This window comes from Stieleria magnilauensis (assembly GCA_007753675.1).
Classification (GTDB): domain Bacteria; phylum Planctomycetota; class Planctomycetia; order Pirellulales; family Pirellulaceae; genus Stieleria; species Stieleria magnilauensis.
This window is the reverse complement of sequence record CP036432.1, coordinates 6,278,960-6,300,478: the sequence shown is the minus strand read 5'-3', so window position 1 is coordinate 6,300,478 and position 21,519 is coordinate 6,278,960. Positions and strand designations below refer to the sequence as shown.

Annotated in this window: 8 protein-coding genes; 4 read left to right on the top strand and 4 right to left on the bottom strand. The window is 59.9% G+C overall.

The features are described 5' to 3' along the window. Positions 1–213: 213 nt before the first annotated feature. The 4 genes from TBK1r_RS22445 to TBK1r_RS22430 form a co-directional block, all read right to left on the bottom strand. Positions 214–7,245, bottom strand: coding sequence for a hypothetical protein (locus TBK1r_RS22445; protein ID WP_419580277.1), 7,032 nt, complete (start codon positions 7,243–7,245; stop codon positions 214–216). A 134-nt stretch (positions 7,246–7,379) separates the two neighbouring features. After that, on the bottom strand, positions 7,380–10,460 hold the full coding sequence (locus TBK1r_RS22440) for a YfbK domain-containing protein (RefSeq protein ID WP_145215711.1): 3,081 nt from the start codon (positions 10,458–10,460) through the stop codon (positions 7,380–7,382). Continuing rightward, positions 10,457–11,068, bottom strand: a complete 612-nt coding sequence (locus TBK1r_RS22435) for an RNA polymerase sigma factor (RefSeq protein ID WP_372897065.1) — start codon at positions 11,066–11,068, stop codon at positions 10,457–10,459. The genes TBK1r_RS22440 and TBK1r_RS22435 overlap by 4 nt, the downstream gene beginning before the upstream one ends. A 472-nt stretch (positions 11,069–11,540) precedes the next feature. After that, positions 11,541–15,797, bottom strand: a complete 4,257-nt coding sequence (locus tag TBK1r_RS22430) for an ATP-binding protein (protein WP_145215708.1) — start codon at positions 15,795–15,797, stop codon at positions 11,541–11,543. 537 nt (positions 15,798–16,334) lie between these two features. Between TBK1r_RS22430 and TBK1r_RS22425 the strand changes: the two genes are divergently transcribed. From TBK1r_RS22425 to TBK1r_RS22410, 4 genes are all read left to right on the top strand, one after another. Further along, positions 16,335–18,218, top strand: coding sequence for a Vgb family protein (locus TBK1r_RS22425; protein WP_145215705.1), 1,884 nt, complete (start codon positions 16,335–16,337; stop codon positions 18,216–18,218). 143 nt (positions 18,219–18,361) lie between these two features. Further along, complete coding sequence (locus tag TBK1r_RS22420; protein ID WP_419580276.1) at positions 18,362–19,648, top strand: lysophospholipid acyltransferase family protein; 1,287 nt, start codon at positions 18,362–18,364, stop codon at positions 19,646–19,648. 149 nt (positions 19,649–19,797) lie between these two features. Beyond that, positions 19,798–20,130 carry a DUF427 domain-containing protein gene (locus TBK1r_RS22415; protein ID WP_145215699.1) on the top strand — a complete coding sequence of 111 codons (333 nt, stop codon included), beginning with the start codon at positions 19,798–19,800 and terminating at the stop codon, positions 20,128–20,130. Further along, the gene (locus TBK1r_RS22410) at positions 20,131–21,486 is read left to right on the top strand and encodes an MFS transporter (protein WP_419580275.1); all 1,356 of its coding nucleotides are present in this window, start codon (positions 20,131–20,133) and stop codon (positions 21,484–21,486) included. It begins immediately after the preceding gene. The last annotated feature ends 33 nt before the right edge of the window (positions 21,487–21,519 follow it).

Genomic DNA, 21,519 nt, shown 5'->3' with positions numbered 1-21,519 from the left:
GGCCGCGGTGCGGACCCGCGGTTTGCGCCGACGGTAGGCCCTCTGGTGGAAAGAAAAGTAGGGCATGCTGTGCATGCCGATTGTCACGCACAGCGTGACCTACTGGTCTGCGCAAACGCCGTCTCTCCCTGAGGGAGAGAATCTAATTTGGTTGCCAAAAGCTACCGTTATACAATCGATGTCCCGAGCCTTGGGACGAGGCAAGCAGGATGATTACCCCACGTCCCTTTCGTCGCGCTGGCGGCCGGTGGTGGCGAAGGCGAGCGCGGCTGCGAAGCCGGCTAGCAACAGCGCGACCAGGGCCATTTGCCAGGCTTGGATTCTGTGCTGCGAGGCGAATTCCAGATCGAGTTCCAGCGGTGCGTTTTCGGCAACTTGCACGGTGCGGCCGAACGTATAGACCGAGCCTTCTTCGGGCAGGCTGATGATGATCGCTTGCGGGGCAGGTTCGGTGGTGCGTTGGTGTCGGACCAGGCGGGCGGCGATCTGTTGCAGCACCGCGTTGTCCTCGGTCGTGTTGCCACGCAGCAGCTGACTCAATTGTTGAGGCCGGAAATTCAATTGGTCCTGTTGCAGGATCGGGTTGTCGGCGGCGGCCTCGCGAAGTTGTGGGTTGTCTCCCGACACGGTGTCGCTGGGCGTGTTGTACAGATACAGACGCTGACGACGTGTGTTGAGTCCGACGATCGCTTGTTGCGTTTGCAGATTTTCAAGCTGCACGCGGGCGTCTTCGTTGGAGGCTGCGTCCAAGGCGTATTGATTGGCGACGCTGTTGAGTGCCCAGCGGGCCTTGGTTTGTTCACCGGCCTGCAACAACTGGTTGGCTTGTTCGAGTAACTGGGCGGCCTGTTGCGCCTGGGCTTGTCGCTTGCCGACCGCTTTGGACAGATACGAGCTGCGATCGTATTGCTCTTGGTTGGTCTGGCTGATCAATTCCAAATTGCCGTCGTGATCGGTCAGCTCAAATCCTTTCGGTGCAACAACATTCCATTGGATGTTTTCCAGCGGCACGTTCAATTGGGGGCTGATCAATTTTAAATCCCGCAACCGATTTCCCGACACCGAATAGACAAAGCGGACGGTTGCGGTTCGGTCGTCGATGCCCGGCAGGATGTAGAACTGCCAGGTGTTCGTGTCGCCTCCCTGACGAATCGAATTGACGCTTTCGCCGTTGACGAAGATGCTGAACAGTTCGCCGCCATCGGGCAGACCGACACTCAGACTGCTGCGCTGGATGACTTCGACGGTCACTTCGACGGCGGTCAGTTGATCACCGGTCGGCGACAGGATGGTGGTCAAGGAGCCTTGGGCCACCCGCAGCTTGAGCGCGTCGGCGATCGAATGCCGTTGGGCACGCACGATCAGTGGGCTGGTGGGAACGACGGCGCGGAGGGCGAACACCGGTGCGTTTCGATTCTCCGCTTCACGCAACATCGGGGGCACCGTGCTCCAGTCGATCTGTTGCCAGCCTTCGGACAGTCCGTCGAGTTCCAATTCCAAGCGGCCGCCGGCGCGGACGGCGTAGAAATACGACAGTTGTCGCGCTTGTGGGAAGCCCGCCGGGTTGAGCGTTTCACTGTCGTTCTCTCGGTCGCCCCGCCGTTCGTATTCGATGCGGAAGTCGATCTTGCCGACCACACGACGTTTGAACTGGATTTCCCAGACGTTGGAATCCGCCGCTGTGCGAATCAGGTCACTGACGGTGTTGCCGCTTGCCCGCAGCGTTTTGATTTCGTCGGCGTCGCTGAGCGGCAGGACCACTTGTAGCGAACGCAACGAGGCATTTTGCACATTGAAATTCGCGATCAACGCCGTTCGCGTCTGGCCTTCCCGCAGCGTGACTTCATGCAACACTTGGCCGGTCACCCAGGGATCCAGTTTTTCGATGCCCAGGACCAGGTTCCAGTCGCGTTGCAGCAGACGAAACGCCAACGCGCCTTGGGCTTCGCCGCCCATCGCCCGCGGATCGGTCTCGGAAACATTTTGCCGGGACACGGTTCGGAGCCGAATGCCGGTGGTCGGGCGGACGACCAAGTCACCGGTTTGGCGCGTCGCTTCATTCAGCTCGAAACGGGGGATTTCCCATTGCCCGACGTCACTCGGCGCGGCACCGGTCAGAGCCAGTGCAAAGCTCTGCGTGCCGAGGGTTTTGCCGTTGAGGTGCAGGATGATTTGTCGTTGGTCGTTTTCAGTCAGTTCGGCCCAATGGTGCAACGCGGGGCCGGTCAGCGATTCGACTTCCAGCCCATCGGGTAGCGGAAAACTGAGCTGAAACAGTCCGGCGCGGGAGATTTCGGCGGCAAAGTTGATCGCCAAGACGACGCGTTCGTCGCCGAGCGAAAGCACTTGCTTGCTGGCGACACGGACTTCCGCTGCCACCGGTGCGACACGCACGGCGACGTCGCCACCCTCGGCACCATAGCGATAGACCCGATGCAACACGGCTTGTTTGTTGGTGATCAAGCCGGCGTCAAAGTCACCCAAGTTGACGGCCGACATCTGATTCGGTTGCAACGATTCGGGTTGGGCTTCGGGACCGAAGGCGATCGCGACGAGTCCGACTTCACCGTTGGCGCCGGTGACCTTGAGCGGTGAGAGCGTGACATCGGCCGGCAGGGGGTCGAGTCCGCGCTGTGTTTCGATGATCACGTCAAAGGCTTGTGATTGCGCGGGATCGATCTGCAACTTCAATCCGCCGCTTTCGGCATCGAATTGCCAGGAACCGACCGGCCCCGAGACCGCGCTGACGGTCAGGCCTTGGGGGACCACGACATTCAATTCGCTGACTTGGCCTTGTGACGTTCGGAGATGCAGACGATGGCGTCCGTCGACGACACCGGGTCCCGGCAGGTACAAGTTAGACGCTTCGACAAAGAACTGTGTTTCCTCTGTCGTCACATCACGGACTTGGGGTTTCAAGAACAAACTCGCGCTGCCGGGGCGCAGCAGCACGTTGGCCTGGGTCGCGTCGTCGACTTCGGTGGTTTCGATGCGGACCGCGGCCGGAGAGGTGACGTCCCATCCGGCTTCGTCGTAGCGGAGGTCGATCTGTTGGACGGCCGCGATGCCGGTCAGCACAGGGATGCCGCCCATCGGCTGGATCGCTTCCAGCTGAAAATCAAAGGTCGCCTGGTACGTCGCCGACGGAGCTTCTTGCGGGTCGTTATCTTGCTGGTCTTCGTTTTGCTGGTCGTCTTCCGTTGGGGGCGACGGATCGGTTGCCGGAATGCTGACGATGTAGGAGAGGCCTTCGCCGGCGACTTCGGTCTTGGTCAGCCGCAGCCCGGTTCCTTCGAAACGCGTTAGGACGGCGGGGGCTTTGAGCAACAGGAAACGATCCCCCGGTCGGCCGGACAGCGTGAGGGTTCCGGTCGCCGACAAACGCGCGTCTTGATGCGTCAGTTTCCACTGTTGTTTGATCGAGTCGGCTGCCTGGAACCCCGCCGGAACGGCCGCCAGGCTGGTGCTGGCCATCGACAGCATCAGGGCGAACCCGATCAGCATCGGCGTCACCGGACCAAATGCTTCGCTGGGGACTTCGCCTGGAGCGTCATCTTGGTTTTCCTTTTTGGCTTTCCTTCGCTCGGCGAGGTCGCGTAAGGATTGATTGGTGTGGTGGACCCAGTCACGCGCCGGCGGCAGGAACAGCAGGATGAAAATCGCCACGGCGAGCAGTCCGTAGAACCACGGTGCGCTGTCACCTTGCAGCAAGACACCTAGGGCCAACAACAGAACTCCACCGCCACGCAACAGCCGGCGTGCGTGGACGTCGTGTTTCCTAAACGACCAGGCCAGGGCGATGATGGCGCACAGCAACGCGGTCACGCCGGCGGACGAAAGATTGATGCGCCACAGCGGCGTGTTCTTCACCTGCAACGCAATGGTTTCGCCGGCCGCCAAAATCGGCACGCTGACTTGTAACGGCTCGGGAACGCCCCGTTGTGACAGCGCCACCATCGCGGTTGCGACCGACACGCCGATCGCGATCAGCAAACTTAGCAGACCGGCGACGCGGAGGGATCCCGGTTTGCGGCAGGCCCAGAATCCGAAACCGGTCAGCAACGCGATCACCACCAACGCGATCAGCCCGCGTTTGGCCACCCAATCCAATCCGGACGGCCGCAGCACCGGGACGGGCGGCGTGACCGTTCCGCCGGTGGGCACCAACACGTATTTTTCGTCGCCGGTCACATTCCATTGTGTTTTCAGGATGGGGGCGAACACGGTGGGCAAGGCGAGTTCGGGGTGGGACTGGTGAACGGCCGGTTTGCCCAATCGCAAACTGACTTCGACCGGAACATTCGGGTCCGTGCCGCCGGGGATCGGAATCAACGTGGCCTCGTCGGATTGACGAGCCGTGACGGGCCGGCCGCCCACGGAAACGGCCCACAGTCGGACCGGTTCGCCGGGCAGCTGAATCTTCAACGTGCGCTGTCCGCGTGTTTTGACGAAGTACACGACGTCGGTGACCAGTTCGCCGTCCTGCGATACACGACTGTTGGCTTCGGCGAATTCCACGACCTGCGTCGCGGTCGTGCCGGGCTCGAACCAGCTGACGTTCAGGTTCAGTTCGAACGGTCGTTGGGTGTATTGCCAGGTTCCCAGCGGGGGTGCGGTGCTGAGCAGACGCAACTCCGCGGGCAATTCCAGCGGATCCAGGTTGAGCATGTCATCGGAGATCGATTCGGTTTGGATTTTCACCTGCATCGGGCTGACCACTTGGATGTAACCACGTTCGCCCTGGACGCCGATCGGAGCGACTTGGCCGGGCTTGAACGAACCGTTGCTCTTGTCCGGTTTTTCTTCGAAGGTCACCAGCAGGGTGTAGGCGCCCATGACGGGTTGGTGCAGTGAGACGATCAGCGTGTCGCCTTCTCTGCGGTACGTGCGGACGTCCTTGCCATCGACCATCACGTTGCCCAGTGTGGCCGGGACGGTGATGTTCCATTCGGAAACCGGCGACCCGGTGACGAAGTAGTTGATCAGTGCGCTGCCGTAGACCGTTTCTTCGCTCAGGGAATAGAGGTGAAAAACGTCCGACTGCACACTGCGCTCGAGTTGTTGGACGCTCATCGTGGCCGACCAACCCGGTTGGCGAATGCGAAAGGCTTGCTGCAGGTTCGGTGTCGGTTTGGGAAAGTACGACACGGGTTTTTCGGCCAGCAAGTCTGTCGACGCGATTGAAATTCGAAAGCCGGGGGCACCGATGATTCCCAGATCGCCGCGAACTGATTTTGCGTCGGGGTATTCGATGCGTGGCAGGATCCAGTCACCCTCCGACGCGGCTTCGCTTTTTTCCAAGTGCAGTGCGACGAGCTGGCGCCCGATCACGTCTTGGCCGAAGATGACTTTCAAATTGCGGCGACCACCCGTGACGGCCGTTGCGGTGATGTAGTCGGCGACGCTCGCCCCGGTGACCGAGACGACGGAATAGTCTGACGGAATTCCAAAATCCCACTCGCGGATCGGGGCTTCGCGAATGTCGAGTTCAATGTCCGCCCGAACCACGCGATCCGTCTCGGCCAATTCATAAAGCACCAGTTCGGAAACATTGACCTCCGGCTGGATGCGATCCGCCGCGACGGTAAAGCTATGCTCGGCGGCGGGGAATCGGTACACGAAAACTTGACGGGCTTCGATCGAATCGCCGGGAAACTGATCCGGTGCCAGCTGGTTCATGCCGCTCAGCAGCGTCGGTTCCAGTCGCACCGAACCCAGGTTCGTCAGCCGCAGGAACCCCGAATGACGGATCGCGCCGATCGGGACCAGCCGCAGCCCTTCGACGCGCACCGGAAACGCGCCCAGCGGCGTTTGGCTGCGCACGTTGATCTGGCTTTGGCCGGTGATCGGCTGGCTGAGGGTGACGTCGAGCTGTCTCGATTGCCCCGACTCGGTGACTTTCCAGCCGACAATGTTGTCGCCCTGGACGTCGAGGATTTCACCTGGTCCGCGTAACCCGATCTGAAACGATCTCAGTTCGCCTTGCAGCACTTGGTAGGTGATCTGGTGATCTTGACGCAGCAGTCCGGTGCCGACTTTCGCTTCGATCTTGCCGGTGGTGGTGAAGAACAGTTTTCCTTCGCCGGTTTGACGTGCGGTTTTCCACTGCAGTTTCGCGCGGCCGGTTGCCGGCAAGAAACCGAGCCAGGCGTCGTCCTTACGAATCGGCACGACCGATTCTTGATCGCGTTCAAATTCCAGATCCGATTCCAGTCCGACGAGGGTCAGGGGAACCACGGCGCTGGCGGCGATGGTGATGTCCATGCGATGCACGTTGGGAGCGGGGGCGTCCAGGGTGGCGACAAAATCGAGTGCCACCGGAAAGCTGCCGGTATCGGCAAAGGTCAGCAGGTAAACCGATTGTCCGTTGGGCGTCGAGAGCTGTAATTGGTAGTTGTCGTCGACAGGCACTTCGCTGACGGCGGCATTGCCCGAGAGGATGATGATTTCGGCACCGGGCTCGGTGACGTTTGCGGTGCTGCGAAGCTGGAAACGAATCGATTTTCCATCGGGATGCAGCTCGCCGCGCAAGGTGGTGTCGACCAGTTCGACCGCTGCGGGGGCGGCGCCGTCGCGCTGCAGTGAGAGCTGGATTTGGCCGCCGCCGGCCGTCTGGAAACGCTTGGCACGATCGCCCGAATCCAGCGGGACAAACCCGCTGACCGAGTTGACGGTCACGGCAACCTCGGGAGCATCGATGATGGTGACAATCGAATCGAAACCGACAGACTCGCCCGGGGTCAGGTGTGTCAGGTCGATGGTCGTGGGAAGCTGTAATTTCTCCGAGCGTGTTTTGATCTCCACCTTCAACTCGGTCGCATCTTGGTTGATATGCAGATCCAGGAATCGCTCGTCGCCTTCGCGGCGGACGGACCAAGATCGCAGGTTTTCGCCCTGGACATCACTGATCGCGTCCGGGCCGCGGAGCCCAAAACTCAAGGTCTTGGCGCGCCCTTGGATGACTTTCGCCGTCAGTTGGATGGCTTGCTCGATCCGTTCGGTCGAAACGTTCGCCGTCGACGTGGCCTTGGCCGTATAAAAAACCGGTGGGTCGGGAATTTGTCCGCGGGCTTCCACGACGATCGTTCCCGTGCCGTCACCGGCAATGGAACTGCTCAGTTTGGCTTGTGGTGCATCATCCTGGGCGTGGCCGCGATGGCTCAGCGAGAAGGTCATTCCCAGCAGAAACAACGTGAGGAACACGGTGAACGCAATTCGGGGCGCGGTCGAGGTGGATGCGTTCATGGTTGCATTTCCTTGGAGTGCGAGTCTCGTTCTTGGCTAACTCGTGGTGGTCGTTTCGAGTGTGAAAGCTGTTCAGGGCCGGAGGAGAGACGTGCTGAGAATCTCAAACTTGAAACTTGAAACTTGAAACCATTTTAATTCCCGACCAGTTGTCGGGCTTGGCTGATCATCATTTGGAGTTGTTGGACTCGCTTGCGATTGCGGTCTTGATCGGGTAATCCGGCCAGCAGATCGGAGAGGGTTTTCAGGTCGACGTTGGCGCCGAGCGGATCGCCGCGGAGCTTGGCCGCGAACAGTGCGGCGGCGGTTGCGATGCGAATCGATTCGGATGCTTGGTCGGGTCGTGGTGCGTTGGGTTCGTACGGGATCGGCCAGCGGTTTTCGATCATCTGTCCGGTCGACAGGTCTTGGAACCTGACCGAGACCGAACCGACGTCGCCTTCGCCATCGGGTTTGGCTTGGAATTGATAGACCGCGACTCCTGCTTCGGCCGCTGCCATCTCGGCGGCATCGACCTTGTCGTTGCGAAAGTCTTCTTTCTTGAGCAGGTGTTTTTCGAAGCCGAGCAATTTGTAGTGGCCGACGCGTTTGGGATTGAATTCGATTTGTACTTTGACGTTCTTGGCCGAGGGGCGGAGGGCGCCGGCGATTTGGCTGGCGAAGCCGTCGTCGGCATCTTCGGGTGAATCGAGCAGGTAGTAGCGGCCGTCGCCCTTGCGGGTCAGCGCTTCCAGGATTTCGTCGTTGAGTCCTTCGGCGACGATGCCGGCGGCGTCAAAGGCGATGCCCGCTTCACGGATCGTGGTGATCCGCCCCGACAGGCTTTCGGGGTCGGCGTTGCCCAAGTTGACGGCGCCGTCGGTGAGCAAAATGATTCGGTTCTGCGCGCCGTCGGTCTGATGTTCACGGGCTTTTTCAAACGCCAGTTGCAATGCCGCTTCGATGTTCGTCCCACCTTCGCTGGGTAAGTGATCGATCAGCTCGACGAGCCGTTGTGCCTGGGATCCGTCGACCTTGTCGGCCAGCAGTCGCGGTTGGCGTGCGAAGCTGATCAAGGTGACTTGATCGAGTGGTTTGAGTTGTTGGGCGAGCAGGGCGAATGCGCGGCGGACGGTTTGTTGCCGGTCGATGCGTTCCATCGATCCGGAGTTGTCCAACAGGAACGTCAGACGCAGCGGTGTGTTGCTGGCCCGTCCGGCGGCGGCGGTCCGCATCGAGACACGCAGCAGGTTACGTTGTTGCAGAAACGGATGGATGGCTTGCTCGAGTCGGCAGGCGACCTTTTCGTCTTGGCTGGGCATCGGATCGCCATAGTCCAATGCATTGACAAATTCTTCGACGCGAATTTTCGCCGGCTCGGGCCATTCGCCTTGGGCGAGCGCCGCGGCGGCGAGTTTGAACGAGACATCACTGACGTGCAGCGAGAAGGTTGAAAACGCTTCCTTGGCGGCGTCTTTTTCATCCAGTCCGTCCGGCGCGGGCGACTTTTCGATGCTCGAACGCTTGAGCGATTCGGTCTCGAAATTCACCTGCGGGTCGCCAAACAGGTCGTCGTCTTTGCCCTTGCTGGCAACCTGGCCGGCTTGCCGTTGAAGTCCCGATTGCAGGTCCCGAAACTTTTTTGATCGATCGGCAGTCGCAAGTCCGTCTAGCTCATTCATCCCGGCGCCCCAGTGCGTTGCTGGTTTCGAAGGCTCGGGTTGCAGATCACTGAGTGTGGCCGTTTTTCCAGCGATCGCCGCACGCGTCCGCCGACTGAGAGCACGGGTTCCCAACAGCGCCGGTTCCTCCTCCTGAGGAATGACGATTTTGGGGGTGTCGAGGAGAAGTTTTTGCTCCGCCGGTGCGGTCACTGCGAGATCGGATCGCTCCTCCAATTCGCGTAACATGGCTTCGGGTACGACGGCTTCCGGTGCGTTTTCGGGTGCCGGGATGGAATACGACAGGGCGTCGGACTCGTAAAACCGACCGCCGCCTGGACGGTTGGTCGGCGGCACGGTTGCCTCGCCCATCATGCTCATCCCTTCCATCAACTCCATCCCGGCCATCATGGGGTCGGATCCCTCGGCCAGTCCTTGCTGTGGTGACGCAGTGCTTCCGAATGGTTCTCCGCCGATCCCGCCGCCAAACCCGCTGCCAAACCCGCCGCCGCCCATGGCGCCGCCCGCCCCGCTTTGGAAGCCGAGTGCCGCACCGGCCGCGCCGTTCTGGTCATCGAGACGTTGCGTTGGTTCACCGCGCTGCGCCGTTTCAAAGTCGGTGATGCCTCTGCCGAACCTGGTAGCCGCTTGTGGGGCTGCCTTCGCGACCTGACCGGATCGCTCGATCCCGTCATCAAAGCGCTTCATCCCGCCGGCGGCGAACTCCGGTGACGCCTCTACTTCGCTCCATTTGTCTTTGGGCGAGAAGGCCTGGCCATTGATCGCGCCCGACTTATCCGCTGCGGCAGCCACTTCGGGCAAAGGGGGGCTGGGAACGGTCGGGAAGTACTGCACGTCGTCTTGCAAGTAGTAGGCTGACGGGGGCACAGCTTCCTTTTTGATCGCATCGACACCGAGACTGTCTCGAATGGCCGACAGCGAGGATTTCGAATCCGCCGTGTCGCCGAATGTGACGCCGCTTTGTGGTTTCGCTGGTCTCGCCAGTTGGCTACCGCGGAATCGTCGTCCCGCGCCGCTGACCGCGTATTCGTCTTCGAACAGATATTCCTCGTCGATCGACGCTTCGAACTCGACCGACGCGGACTCCTCGACATCGAAGTCTGCTGCGAAGTCGCGTTGCATCTCGGTCGCGACCGAGCCGACTTGACGCGACTCCTGCATCATGAATGCGCCGGTGGCGAGCATCAGGAACAGGCCGGCGATGCCCAAGGAGATGGCAACGCGAGTGGCATTCCAGAAGTGGCTGGTCGGCAACCGTGGTCGCGCGTCGCCGGTTTGTTTCGCTTGGCCACTGATCGCGGCCAGCACTTTGTGCCGTCTCTCCGCGGGCAGTTTCCAGTCCTCGTCTTCCGGCGGGGCTTCGTCCGAGCTGACGTCGCGCATGAGTCCATCGATGGATTCGAATTGTTTTTTGACCGCTGCCAATTCCGGGCGCTGCTCGATCAATCGGTTCAGTTGATCGCGTTCTAGCTCCGACGCTTCGCCGAGCACGAGTGCAACGATGCGAGCTTCCAGATCGGGGTCAAGGCGGTCGTTTTGAGATGCTTCGTTCATGAGCTTCCGTCGATTCCGAGTGGTCGGAGTTTGCCGGCCAGCTTTTTTAAAATGTGGTGCAATCGGTAGCCCACGTTGCCGATGGTGAGCCCGGTTTGGATGCTGATGTCGCGGTAAGTGAGGTCTTCGAAATACTTCAACCTGACCAGCTGCCGATCCGCTTCATCGAGTTCCAGCAAGCTTTGGCGCAGCGCGCCGGCGGCTTCCATTCGCAGCAGCATGTCTTCAGGCGTCTCGTCTCCGGTTTCGTTGAAGCCGGTGTCGCTGTAGTCCGATGACGGTTTGCCGTCATCGCTGGAGAGCGATTCGCGTTTGATGTGTCGGATGTAGCTGAAGGCCCGATTGCGGACGCTGCGGAACAGCCACGCCTTGGGCGAGTCCACCTGATCCCAGCGGGCGTGCAGCTGCAAAAAAACGTCTTGAACGATCTCTTCTGCCACCGCACGCCGTCCGGTCAGCGAAAACGCGTAACGCAACAGCGGCGTCTCCTCGGTTTCAAACAAGGCGCGCAGGGGCAGCTGACACTCGCCCTCGGCGCCCGATTGTTTGACATCAGGAGTCTGTTTCAGCATGTATTCGGTTCGGTTCGCCTGGCGAAATTGAATCACGACCCCTTATCCTCGCACAGGAACAGACTCATCGCGAAGGAATTTATTAGCAAGTTTCCGGCATCTTTTTCCGGAATCCCCGTCTCGGGCGTTTTCGATGGATGGTTTCGGCCAACGGCCGTTCACATCCATAGCCTTGGGCATCGCCCAAGTTCCGCAAACGAGAACGGAGGAATTGGCCAACGGCCATACACAAATGCCTCGTCAAACGCGAAGGTTGTGCATGGCCGTTGGCCAAATTGAACCTCATTGCAATGAGATTCCTGGGGCGGCGCAACCCTCGCAAATGCTCGGTTTGCTTGCCCCAGGCTATGGATATGCATGCCCCTTGGGCAAACAGCGACGTGTTCAGATACCAATGCCCCGGCGGAGAGTGACGAAAACCCCTTGTGATCAACAACTTGAAAACCGCACGACCTCTGTGCGGGAGGGTCGAGCGCAGCGAGGGGATGATTTCTGCGACCCCGACTGTCTACGCGTCGGCACATTCCAAAAGCGACTCGATCAGCTGCGTCAGATCGAGCATTGCGAATGGCTTTTCCAGAAATCCATCGGGTTGCACGCCGTCGTATTGCGGCAACGACCAACCGGAGACCATGATCACGGGCAGATTCGGTTGGCGTGACTTGATGTGTTTGAGAACGGTCAGCCCGTCCATTCCGGGCAGGCCCTGGTCACAGAGCACCAGCTGAAACTCTTGCTGCTGCAACCGTTTCAGGGCGGTCGGGCCGTCTTCGGCGGTTTCGACGCTCAGTTGCAGCGATTGCAGGACCGCGACGGTTGATTGCCGGACCAGTTCGTCATCATCGATGCACAGCACGCGGAATTCGTCGGGTGCCCGGCGGGACGTCTCCGCGCCATCCGCGTCGGCATCCAATGCGGCAGCAGTCGGAACCGAATCTTCGTCGATCGGCGGCTGTGTCTCGTGTTCACGTGGCAACCGAAATTGCACCGTCGTTCCTTTGCCCGGTCTGGATTGGACGTGCAGTTTGCCGCCGTGCTGGCGGACGATGCCATCGCACTCACTGAGGCCCAGGCCGCTGCCTTTGGTGTTGGTGGTGTAGAACGGTTCGGTGCAATGTTGCAGTTGTTCGGCGGACATTCCGCGGCCGGAGTCGGAAACATCGACGATCGCGCTGCTTTCATCGGCGTCGACGCGGATGGTGATCTGGCCCTGATCGTCAATCGCATCGACGGCGTTGAAAATCAGATTGGTCAGAACCGCACGCAACTGCGTCCCATTTCCCTTGACCAAGGGATTGGCCGAGAAATCCGTGTGCACGCTGATTTGTTTCCCCGTCGAAAGCGAGTCGTTTTGCCAACGGGGGCGTGTCAACTCGACCGATTGCGTGACGATGTGATCCAGGTCAAGGACTTCCAGAAACTCCCGATTGTGTGATTCACGATAAAAGTGTTCCAAGCGGCGAACCGTTTCGGCGGTATCGGTCACGCCCAGTCGAATCAGTTTCAGCCAATTCCGACTTGCCCCTTGCAGGTCGGAATCTTGTTCGAGCATCTCGGCGTAGGTCAGCAGCGGTGTCAGCGAATTGTTGATGTCGTGAGCCACGCCGGCGGCCATCCGGCCGAGCGCGTTGAGTCGTTCACGCTTGATGGCGATCTCTTGGGCGTTGGCCAAACGATCGAGTGCCTCGCGCAATTGCAGATTGCTTTCTTTGAGTTCTTGATCGGCGATCAGCTTTTCGGTGACGTCTTCGAGGGCGCCGACGTATCCGAGACGCTGCCCGTCGCGCTCGATTCGGTCGGCGACCACGTTGAAATTACGAATGGTCCCGTCGGGATGCATCAATCGACCGGAAAAACTGAACTGCGATCCGGCGTTGGCTCGTGCACCGGCGTGCCACGAGGCCTGGATGTGATCACGGTCGTCCGGATGCACCGCATCCAACCAAGTGGATTGCGACTCCGGCTCGCCCTTGAGTCCGGCAACCTCCGCCAGGTAGCTGTTGAAATAAGTGATTTCGTTCGCGTTGTTGGTGACGAAGATGCCGACGGGTGAACAATCGCAAATGGCTCGAAACTGCGCCGACTTTTCGGCAAACTGATTGGCCAGTTCTTCGCGTGCCCGTTGCAGTTGTCGGTTGGTCCGCCGCAGGGCGAGGGTACGGCGGATCAAACTGGTGGCCAGCCACGTGATCAACGCCAACAGCATCGCGGCGACGGACAGGAACCAGGTGCGCATCCAATACGGTTGGAGCACCGTGATTTCGACCGCGCGTGCCGCCGGTGAAACGTTGGCGTCGCCATCGGAAACGCGAACTTCCAGCGTATGGTTGCCCACGGGCAGATTGTCCAAAGCGACTTGATTTTGTTTCGCGAATGGAGACCATGCGCCGCGATCGACCCGCCATGACCAACGCAGGTCGTTGGCGGCGGTCCGATTCCATTTATCAACACCGGACCAGGAAACAATGGTCTGCGCGCCCGGGTCCACCGTGATCGTCGATTGATCCAACGTCGCTCGGGGCGGGTCTGGGTCGGCGCTGTATCGAATCACGCCGTCGAGCCAGATCCCGTCGCCGCTGTTGGACTGAATCGATCGGCGTCCAAGTTCCTGCGGAAAATCGATGCGTCGGAACCGTTGGCCGTCGAACCGGCAAAGCCCGTCTCGGGTGCTGGCCCAAACGGTTCCCTGGTGATCGGCGTGGATCGCCGAGATTTCATTTGATGCGAGTCCATCGGCAATGTCCAATGAGGTCCACTTGTCGTTTTGAAATCGGAGCACCCCGTTGGACCGGGAGGCCAACCAGACGGTGCCATCCGCATCCACCGTGCCGTCGGGACAAGAAACTCCATGGAGCAATGGATCCGTGACGGCCCACCAATGCGTTCCGCCCGAGGTCCAGACGCCGGTGCTGTTGCCCGCCATCATTCGGCCATCATGCAGTTCCACGATCCATCCGAGGTAGGGGGGGGCGAGTGGCGGACGCAGGTGTTTCCAGTCGTCCCCGACACCCGAGACAAGGCCACCAACTTGCCCCCGGTTACGCTTGCTCTTGCCGCCGACCCAGAGATGCCCCTGGCGGGTGACGGTAAACGCTTTATTGCTAAACCCCTCGGCGACTTCCGGGAACGTTCGACGCGTCCACGTTTGACCATCGTAGGTGGCGACGGCGCTGGTTCCACGGTGGGCGCCGATCGCGACCACACCGATGTTGGGCAACGAAACAATGTTGGTTGGGTGACCGATGACGCCATCCTCGGCACCGAACGAGATCGTTTCCCCCCCCTCGCGTCGAACGATCCGCTGTTTGTTATCGGTGACGAACCATTGAGCACCCGTGGAGTCCGTGCATTGGTACGTCGGACCGTTTAACGAGGTGAACTTGTCCGGCGACAATTCGATCCGCACGACCGGCTGGTTGTTTCCCAGGATCCAGAGCGAACCATCGGTGGCGGACAGCATTCGCTGGCTGCGGCTGGGGAGCTTGGCGTCGCGTGCGTCATATGACTTCCAGCGACCGTTTCGGTACACGTAGATGCGGTTCAACGAACTGACCCAGATCGAACCGTCCGACACTTGCACGGCGTCGGAGACGTTGACGCCCAGATCCGTCGAATGGTCGTCGTTCCATCGTTGCCCGTCAAAGTAAACGGCGCAATTTGCCTGGCGTGACGCGAAGGCCCATACGTTTCCGTCGGAAGTTTCCAAGAGTTGGTGAACGCGACCCTGAACCGGGCAGTCCGACTTGGTCCAGGTGCGCCACGTCTCGCCACCGTCGGGGCTCATCGTCAACACTCCGTTCAGCCCACCGGCCCAGATGCGATCGGCGCTGTCTTCCAGCACGAACTCGGTCGAGGGCGAGAGGTAGGTGCCGGAGATGCCTTCCGTCGCGATGACAATCGTCTGTTGCTCACCGGATGTAGGACGCTCGATTCGCAATCGTATTTGCTTTCCTGGAGCTTTGCTTAACGAGACCACGCTCCTGAGCGGCGTGCCGTTGACGGACAAGACTCTGTCCTTGGGACGCAAGCCCGCGCCGCGGGCCGGACTGTTCTCGCTCAGTGCCGCGACTTGATTTCCGCTGAAGACGATCCCGAGCGTTTGGTCATAGCCTTTCCGCTGGAGACAATCGTCCGGTAGGGGGATGACCTTGTTGAAGAGTTTTTCTCGTTGGAAGAGCTCGACAAACTCTCGACCCGTGAACAATGTGGACGTTTCCGAGGTCAGTCGGACAAGCCCGCGAGAGCAGCTGGCCCAGATCGTTCCGTCGTGTGATTCAATGACCTCCCCCGAGAAGCCCCACGTCGGCTGGTCAGCACGGGGGAATATGCGTTTCCAGTGGGGGCCGCTCTTGCGATACAGTCCGCTCAGCGTGGCCGCGACCAAATCACCGTTGGCGAGTGTGGTCAGCGACTTCACCTCCAACGGCGGCAACCCCTGGTCACTACCGTGATGGGTCCAGCTGTAGCCGTCATATTGGAGCACGCCGTCCTGCACGCCAAACCAGACGTTGCCATCGAGATCCTCTTCGAGACAGCGAAGCCTGAGGTGGTCCACTTCCGGGAACCGGCTGATCCGCCACGGTTCGGCGAGCGGGTCCGAGTACTCAATTTTGTACGGTTCTTCCGCAATCGCGACGTCCAGCGTTGTCACGATGTTCAGCGTCGCCACGACCGCGATCACGCCAATCGCTAAGTGGGGGATTGCCGTGCACCTCTTTGGCGAGCCGGTGTTTGTCGGCCGCAGCGTGATGGCTCGCGTCTTCATCGGTTTTAAAAGATCCTTCCCGGCGGGCAGGTGGTCGCGGCCAATCTCCACTGTGGCGGAGGATTGTATACCAACACGAAAAATCCAGGAAGCTTTGTTTACCCCTGCCGGGGCGCCGCCGGACCTTGTCTTCCGCCGCACCTTGGTTTTCGGATAGGCGGTAGTGGACGAGGCGACGAGTCCTCTGTAATTGGCATATCGGCAGAGGACTCGTCGCCTCGTCCACTACCGGGAAACTGAGCTGCAATCGACTACTCGCCTTGAGCACAAAGCCGATCGTTGTTGTCAGGAAAACCGTTTTCCACAGTGGATAATTACTTTCCCGTTTTGGCGTTGGCGTTGTTTTGCATGAAGGTCGAGAGGGCGTGATTCGTGCAGTTTGAGGATTGCGTCTGAAGTGAACGTTGGCCCTGGAACAACACGTGCAGCGGCTTGCCGGAGCGTGTCGCTGGTCTGCCATCCGACTCGGAACGGCCAAGGATGTTCCTTGACATCCATCTCGAAGCACTGGCCAACGATTCCCGCGATTGAAAATCAATGAACACTCAACGTTGGCTGTCCAAAGGACGCGGCATCCGTGGTGGCGAGGCTGGTGACCGTTCTGTGAAAGTTCGCCACAGGCTCTCGATCGAGGCTCTTGAAACTCGCCGTCTGTTGGCGGTCGATCTGCTTTATCTGGGAAACCAGGCGGATAACTCGATTCAAGTCTTCGACGCTGGTACCGGGGCATTCGTCCGGACGCTGGTCCAAAGCGGCGCCAGCAGTTTGCATGGGCCACGTGGCATGGTGATCCAGGGGAACAACCTGTTGGTGGTCAACCAGAATGTCGACACCCAGTTCAACGGTGAGGTGTTGCGATTCAACAAAGACACCGGCGTCGCGTTGTCGCCGCTGGTGCCGTCTTCAAGTTCCAACGCTCCGTTTGCACCCCGGGGCATCGTGGTCAAGGACAACATTGCTTATGTGGCCGACTTCTTTGCATCACCGTCACGGATCGCGAAATACAACGCGACCACGGGAGCATTCATTGGAAGTCTGATTCCCAACGGGTTTAACGCGGAGTTCAACCCGCGCGGGCTCGTCTTCGGTCCGGACAACAAGTTGTACGTCACGGTCTACAGTGCCTTCGACTCCGACGTGTTCTCCGAAGACGCACCGGGTTACGTGTTGCGATTCAACGACACAACGAGTGGGGCCTTCGAAGTCATCGCACGCAACACGGCCGACGGGATTCACCAGACCGGCGAACTTCACAACCCCGAGGGAATCGTTTTTGACCCCAACGGAAGGTCTCTGTACGTGACCAGTTTTCGGCCCAACCGAACGGACAATGGGATCGTCGTGGTCGACGTTGCAACCAAGTCGCAGCGTGAGTTTATTCCGCTGGGAGGTGACAACGCCGCCCAAGCGATCTTGTTCGGCCCCGACGGACGACTGTATGTACCGATCAACGCAGGGGCGGCTTCCGGGTCGGTTCGCGCCTACGATGTGGCGACCGAAAGCTTTGGTGTCTTGATCCCGCCCGCAAACGGACGTCTGCAAACGCCGTGGTATTTGACGTTCGGAAACACCCATGCTGCGACGTTGGCCTACAACACGACGACTGTAGCGGACCAGGCACCTGTCTTGGCGGGTATCGAAGCGGCGCCGCAGGACTATCAGGTCAGAGCGCCTAAAAAGGTCGTGTCCCAATCGATCAAGGTCACGGATGTGGATTCGACCGTCCTCACCGGGGCAACGATTCGAATCACCAACAACTATCAATCCGGTGCCGACGTTCTTTCGTTGGGCGGTCCGCCGGTGGTTCAGTCGAGTTGGAATCCGACGACAGGCACGTTGACCCTGACCGGCACCGCGACGTTGGCAACGTACCAGGGCGCGTTGCGGTGCATTCTGTACGAGAATACGTCGGCGAATCCGACGACCGGCCAGCGGCGGATCGTGTTTCAGGCGACCGGTGGTGCGGCGACCAGCAATCAGGTTTCCCGCGACATTCGCATCGTTTCCGCAGCAAGCTCCAGCGCGGCCGTGCAGACGTTCTCGGCTCCGACGTTGGCGTTGGGCCAACCGGTCCCGGCGCCGCCACCGAGTCCAATCGATGCCGCCTTCACTTTTGTGACACCGGCGTCGAGTGCTCTGACGGGTGCCGAAGCCCAGAGCGCGTTTCTTTCCGCGCAAACGCGTCCGCAGGACTCGAATTCCGAAGATCGCGTGTCATCCGATGGCGAACCCGACATCCAGCCCTTTCATTCCAAACCACTCGTTTCGACGGTGGTCTGGGGCCCGTCGATCGCCCCGACGCTCGTCGACGATTCGATCGACGCCTTGTTTGGGGACCCGTTGGACGGTGATTCCCAGGTCTTGGGTCTCGGGGATGAATCGATCGAATTCATCAGAGATTCGCTGCTACTGACTCGGTAGCGGCGAATCGGCCACGCATGTGACGAACACAAATGCCAAGAACGCGCCGGAGGGAGGGGCGTGGCGGTGGTCAACGGGCCGTCGCAGGCACTAAGCTTACTGACATCGTGTTCCGAACACTGAGTGTCGACGAGAAACCCGCCATGAATTTGCAAGCCCCTTCGACGACGGATTCACGCGCACGACCGCAGCCGTTCACCTTCTATCCTCCCAACAGCAACCGCTTGGTCACCTGGCTGGTGCAGATGGGGATCCGGTCTTCGATTCGGCGAAAATTGCGAGTCACCGAGATTGAGATCAGCGACGAAGATTTGGAACGATTGCGGCAGCTCAAGGGCGAGCGATGTTTGGTGACGCCCAGCCATTCGGGAGGGTTCGAGCCACACATCATTATGTATTTGTCAAAACTGCTCGGGGACAGTTACAACTACGTCGCGGCGATGGAGTTGTTTCAGCAATCGAGGATCAACCGCTTTCTGATGCCGCGGATGGGTGTGTACTCGATCATCCGCGGCTCGGTCGATCGACCCTCGTTCAGCATGACGCGCAAGCTTTTGGCGGCCGGCAAGCGTTGGCTGGTCATCTTTCCCGAAGGCGAGACGGTCTGGCAAAACAGCGTCGTCATGCCGTTTCAACAGGGCGTTTTTCAACTGGCGTTCAAAGGGTATGAGGACGCAACGAAGGAAGACGATCAAGCCAGCCTCTACTGCATTCCGATCGCCATCAAGTACGTTTATCTTCGCGACATGCACGACGAAATTGACGCGTCGCTCGCGAGGTTGGAATCGAAACTGGCCATCGGGGATGGTCCGTCGCAGCCGACTCGGCACGCGCGTCTCAGGCGGATCGTCGAAGCGGTCGTTGCGGCGAATGAAAAAACGCACGGTGTGCAACCGGCCCCCGACAGCGATCTGAGTGATCGGGCGGAGAATCTAAAGCTGTACGCGATCTGTCAACTGGAACAGCAGTTGGGGCTCACCGCGACCGAAAAGCAAACCCTGTTGGACCGGATTCGCTCTCTGTTCAACGCCGTCGACAGGATCGTTCACGAGGAACCCAGTGGGTCGGAGTACGAGCAGCAGTTGGCGGTCCAGCGTCAACAATTGGCGCGAAAGTACTACGACGAACTTTGGCAGTTGTTGCAATTTGTCGCGTTGCACGACGGTTACGTCGGGGAATCGATGACGTTCGAGAGGTTTCTTGACGTGTTGTGCTTGTTGGAGATGGAAGTCTGCAAAGAGCGAAAGGTTTGGGGACCCAGGAAGGCCTGCGTGAAAGTGGGGCAGCCGGTCGACCTGAAAGATCACGCATCGGCCTATGCGGCGGACAAACGAGGCACGGTTCACGACATCACGCTCGGGCTCGAGACGTCCGTGCGCTCGATGCTGAAGGAACTTGAGGCGGGGTGCGCTTCGGTGACGGATGGCTGAGCGCGATCCGGCGCTGGACGCGTCGGTACACTTCTCGGTCTTGTTTACAGTCTGGACGTCGAGACCTGATCGCAAACGAGGGTGACGGGCAACTTGCACAATCGACGACGAATCGCTGACACGCATCGAACGATTGAGGGAAAAATATAATGGCCACTGCGAAATGGAACGGATCGATCATTGCCCAAAGCGACGACACGATCGTCGTCGAAGGGAATCACTACTTCCCTGCCGAAAGCGTCGACGCGGCGCGGTTGCGACCCAGCGACCACCAGACGACGTGCGGATGGAAAGGCGTCGCCAGTTACAACAGCATCGAGGTGGACGGCCAGGTCAACGAGAATGCGGCTTGGTACTATCCCGATCCGAAGCCTCAGGCGGAGAACATTCGCGGCCGATTTGCATTTTGGAAAGGCGTGGTCGTTGACGGAGACAGCCGCGCGGACCAGACGCCCGATGGGGCCGAATGTGAGACCAAGTAGTTGATCGATTCGACGAACGAGACGGTGGTCGCAACGTCACTTCGCAAGTTCGTGATGATGCTTGCGTTGGTCATCGCCGGTGAGGCGGTGTTCTTTCTTCCGTTCGTCTTACCGCGGATCTTTCGACCGACGTTGCTGGATGTGTTCGGGATCAGCAACTTGCAATTGGGCATGGCCTTTTCGATCTATGGCGTCGTTGCGATGTTGGCCTACTTTCCCGGCGGCCCGATTGCGGATCGGTTCGACGCAAGAAGGTTGATGGCGATCGCCCTGGTGGCAACATCCGCCGGCGGTTTGCTGATGGCCGGGATCCCTTCGCTCAGCGTGGTGAAGTCGCTGTATGGATTTTGGGGACTGACCACGATCTTGCTGTTTTGGTCGCCGCTGATTCGTGCGACGCGTCAGTGGGGCGCTGGCGGATTGTCAGCAGACGGATCACCAAGTCACGCTCTGCCCGGGCGGGCGTTCGGGATTCTGGACGGTGGCCGCGGATTGATCGCCGCCCTGATCGCCAGCGTGTCGGTTTGGCTGTACGCGGCGTTGATTCCTGCCGATGTGCAAGTCGCCACACTGTCCGAGCGGTCTGACGCATTTGGTAACGTGGTGCTGTTGTTTGCCGCGGTGACTTTCTTGTCCGCCGTGCTGGTGTGGTTTGCGCTGCCGCGAAAGCAAACGCGGACCTTCGAGGCGACTTCCCCGAGTCGCGCCGACGCCGATGCCGGGATCGGGGCGGTGCTGCGAATGCCCGCCGTTTGGTTGCAGGCGATCATCGTTGTTTGTGCGTACGTGGCGTACAAGGGACTCGATGACGTGTCGCTGTACGCCAAAGAGGTGTTGTTGTTCGATGAAGTGCAGGCGGCAACAATCGGCACGGTGTCGATGTGGATGCGGCCGCCGGCAGCTGTTCTCGCCGGATTGATTGCCGATCGATTCGGCGTTTCGAAATCAACGCTGGTGTGTTTTGCCGCGATTGCTGTGGGAACCGGTTCGCTGGCCGCCGGCTTGCTGCCGCCCGGAGCGATGGTGTTGTTCTTTGCCACGCTGGTTACCACCAGTGCCGCCGTATTCGCGCTTCGCGGGTTGTACTTTGCGCTGATGGAAGAAGGTCGCGTGCCGATGGGGCGGACCGGCACGGCGGTCGGAATCGTGTCGGTCATCGGTTATACACCCGACGTCTTCATGGGGCCGCTGATGGGCTGGCTGCTCGATCGATCGCCGGGCGAGATGGGCCATCGACACCTGTTTGCGGCGGTCACGTCGTTCGCCATCACGGGGTTGATCGCGACGGTCGTGTTCCGCAGGCATCAAAAGCTCGGTTCGCCCGGACGGTTAGGCGAAGGGCCTGACGTCCGCTGATGATCGGCCGTGCCTGAAACACCGGTCGGAATC

Excerpts from the sequence above, each read along its gene's own strand:
- TBK1r_RS22445 (WP_419580277.1), bottom strand. The coding sequence starts at position 7,245 with ATGAACGCATCCACCTCGACCGCGCCCCGAATTGCGTTCACCGTGTTC.
- TBK1r_RS22440 (WP_145215711.1), bottom strand. The coding sequence starts at position 10,460 with ATGAACGAAGCATCTCAAAACGACCGCCTTGACCCCGATCTGGAAGCT.
- TBK1r_RS22430 (WP_145215708.1), bottom strand. The coding sequence starts at position 15,797 with ATGAAGACGCGAGCCATCACGCTGCGGCCGACAAACACCGGCTCGCCA.
- TBK1r_RS22425 (WP_145215705.1), top strand. The coding sequence starts at position 16,335 with ATGAACACTCAACGTTGGCTGTCCAAAGGACGCGGCATCCGTGGTGGC.
- TBK1r_RS22420 (WP_419580276.1), top strand. The coding sequence starts at position 18,362 with ATGAATTTGCAAGCCCCTTCGACGACGGATTCACGCGCACGACCGCAG.
- TBK1r_RS22415 (WP_145215699.1), top strand. The coding sequence starts at position 19,798 with ATGGCCACTGCGAAATGGAACGGATCGATCATTGCCCAAAGCGACGAC.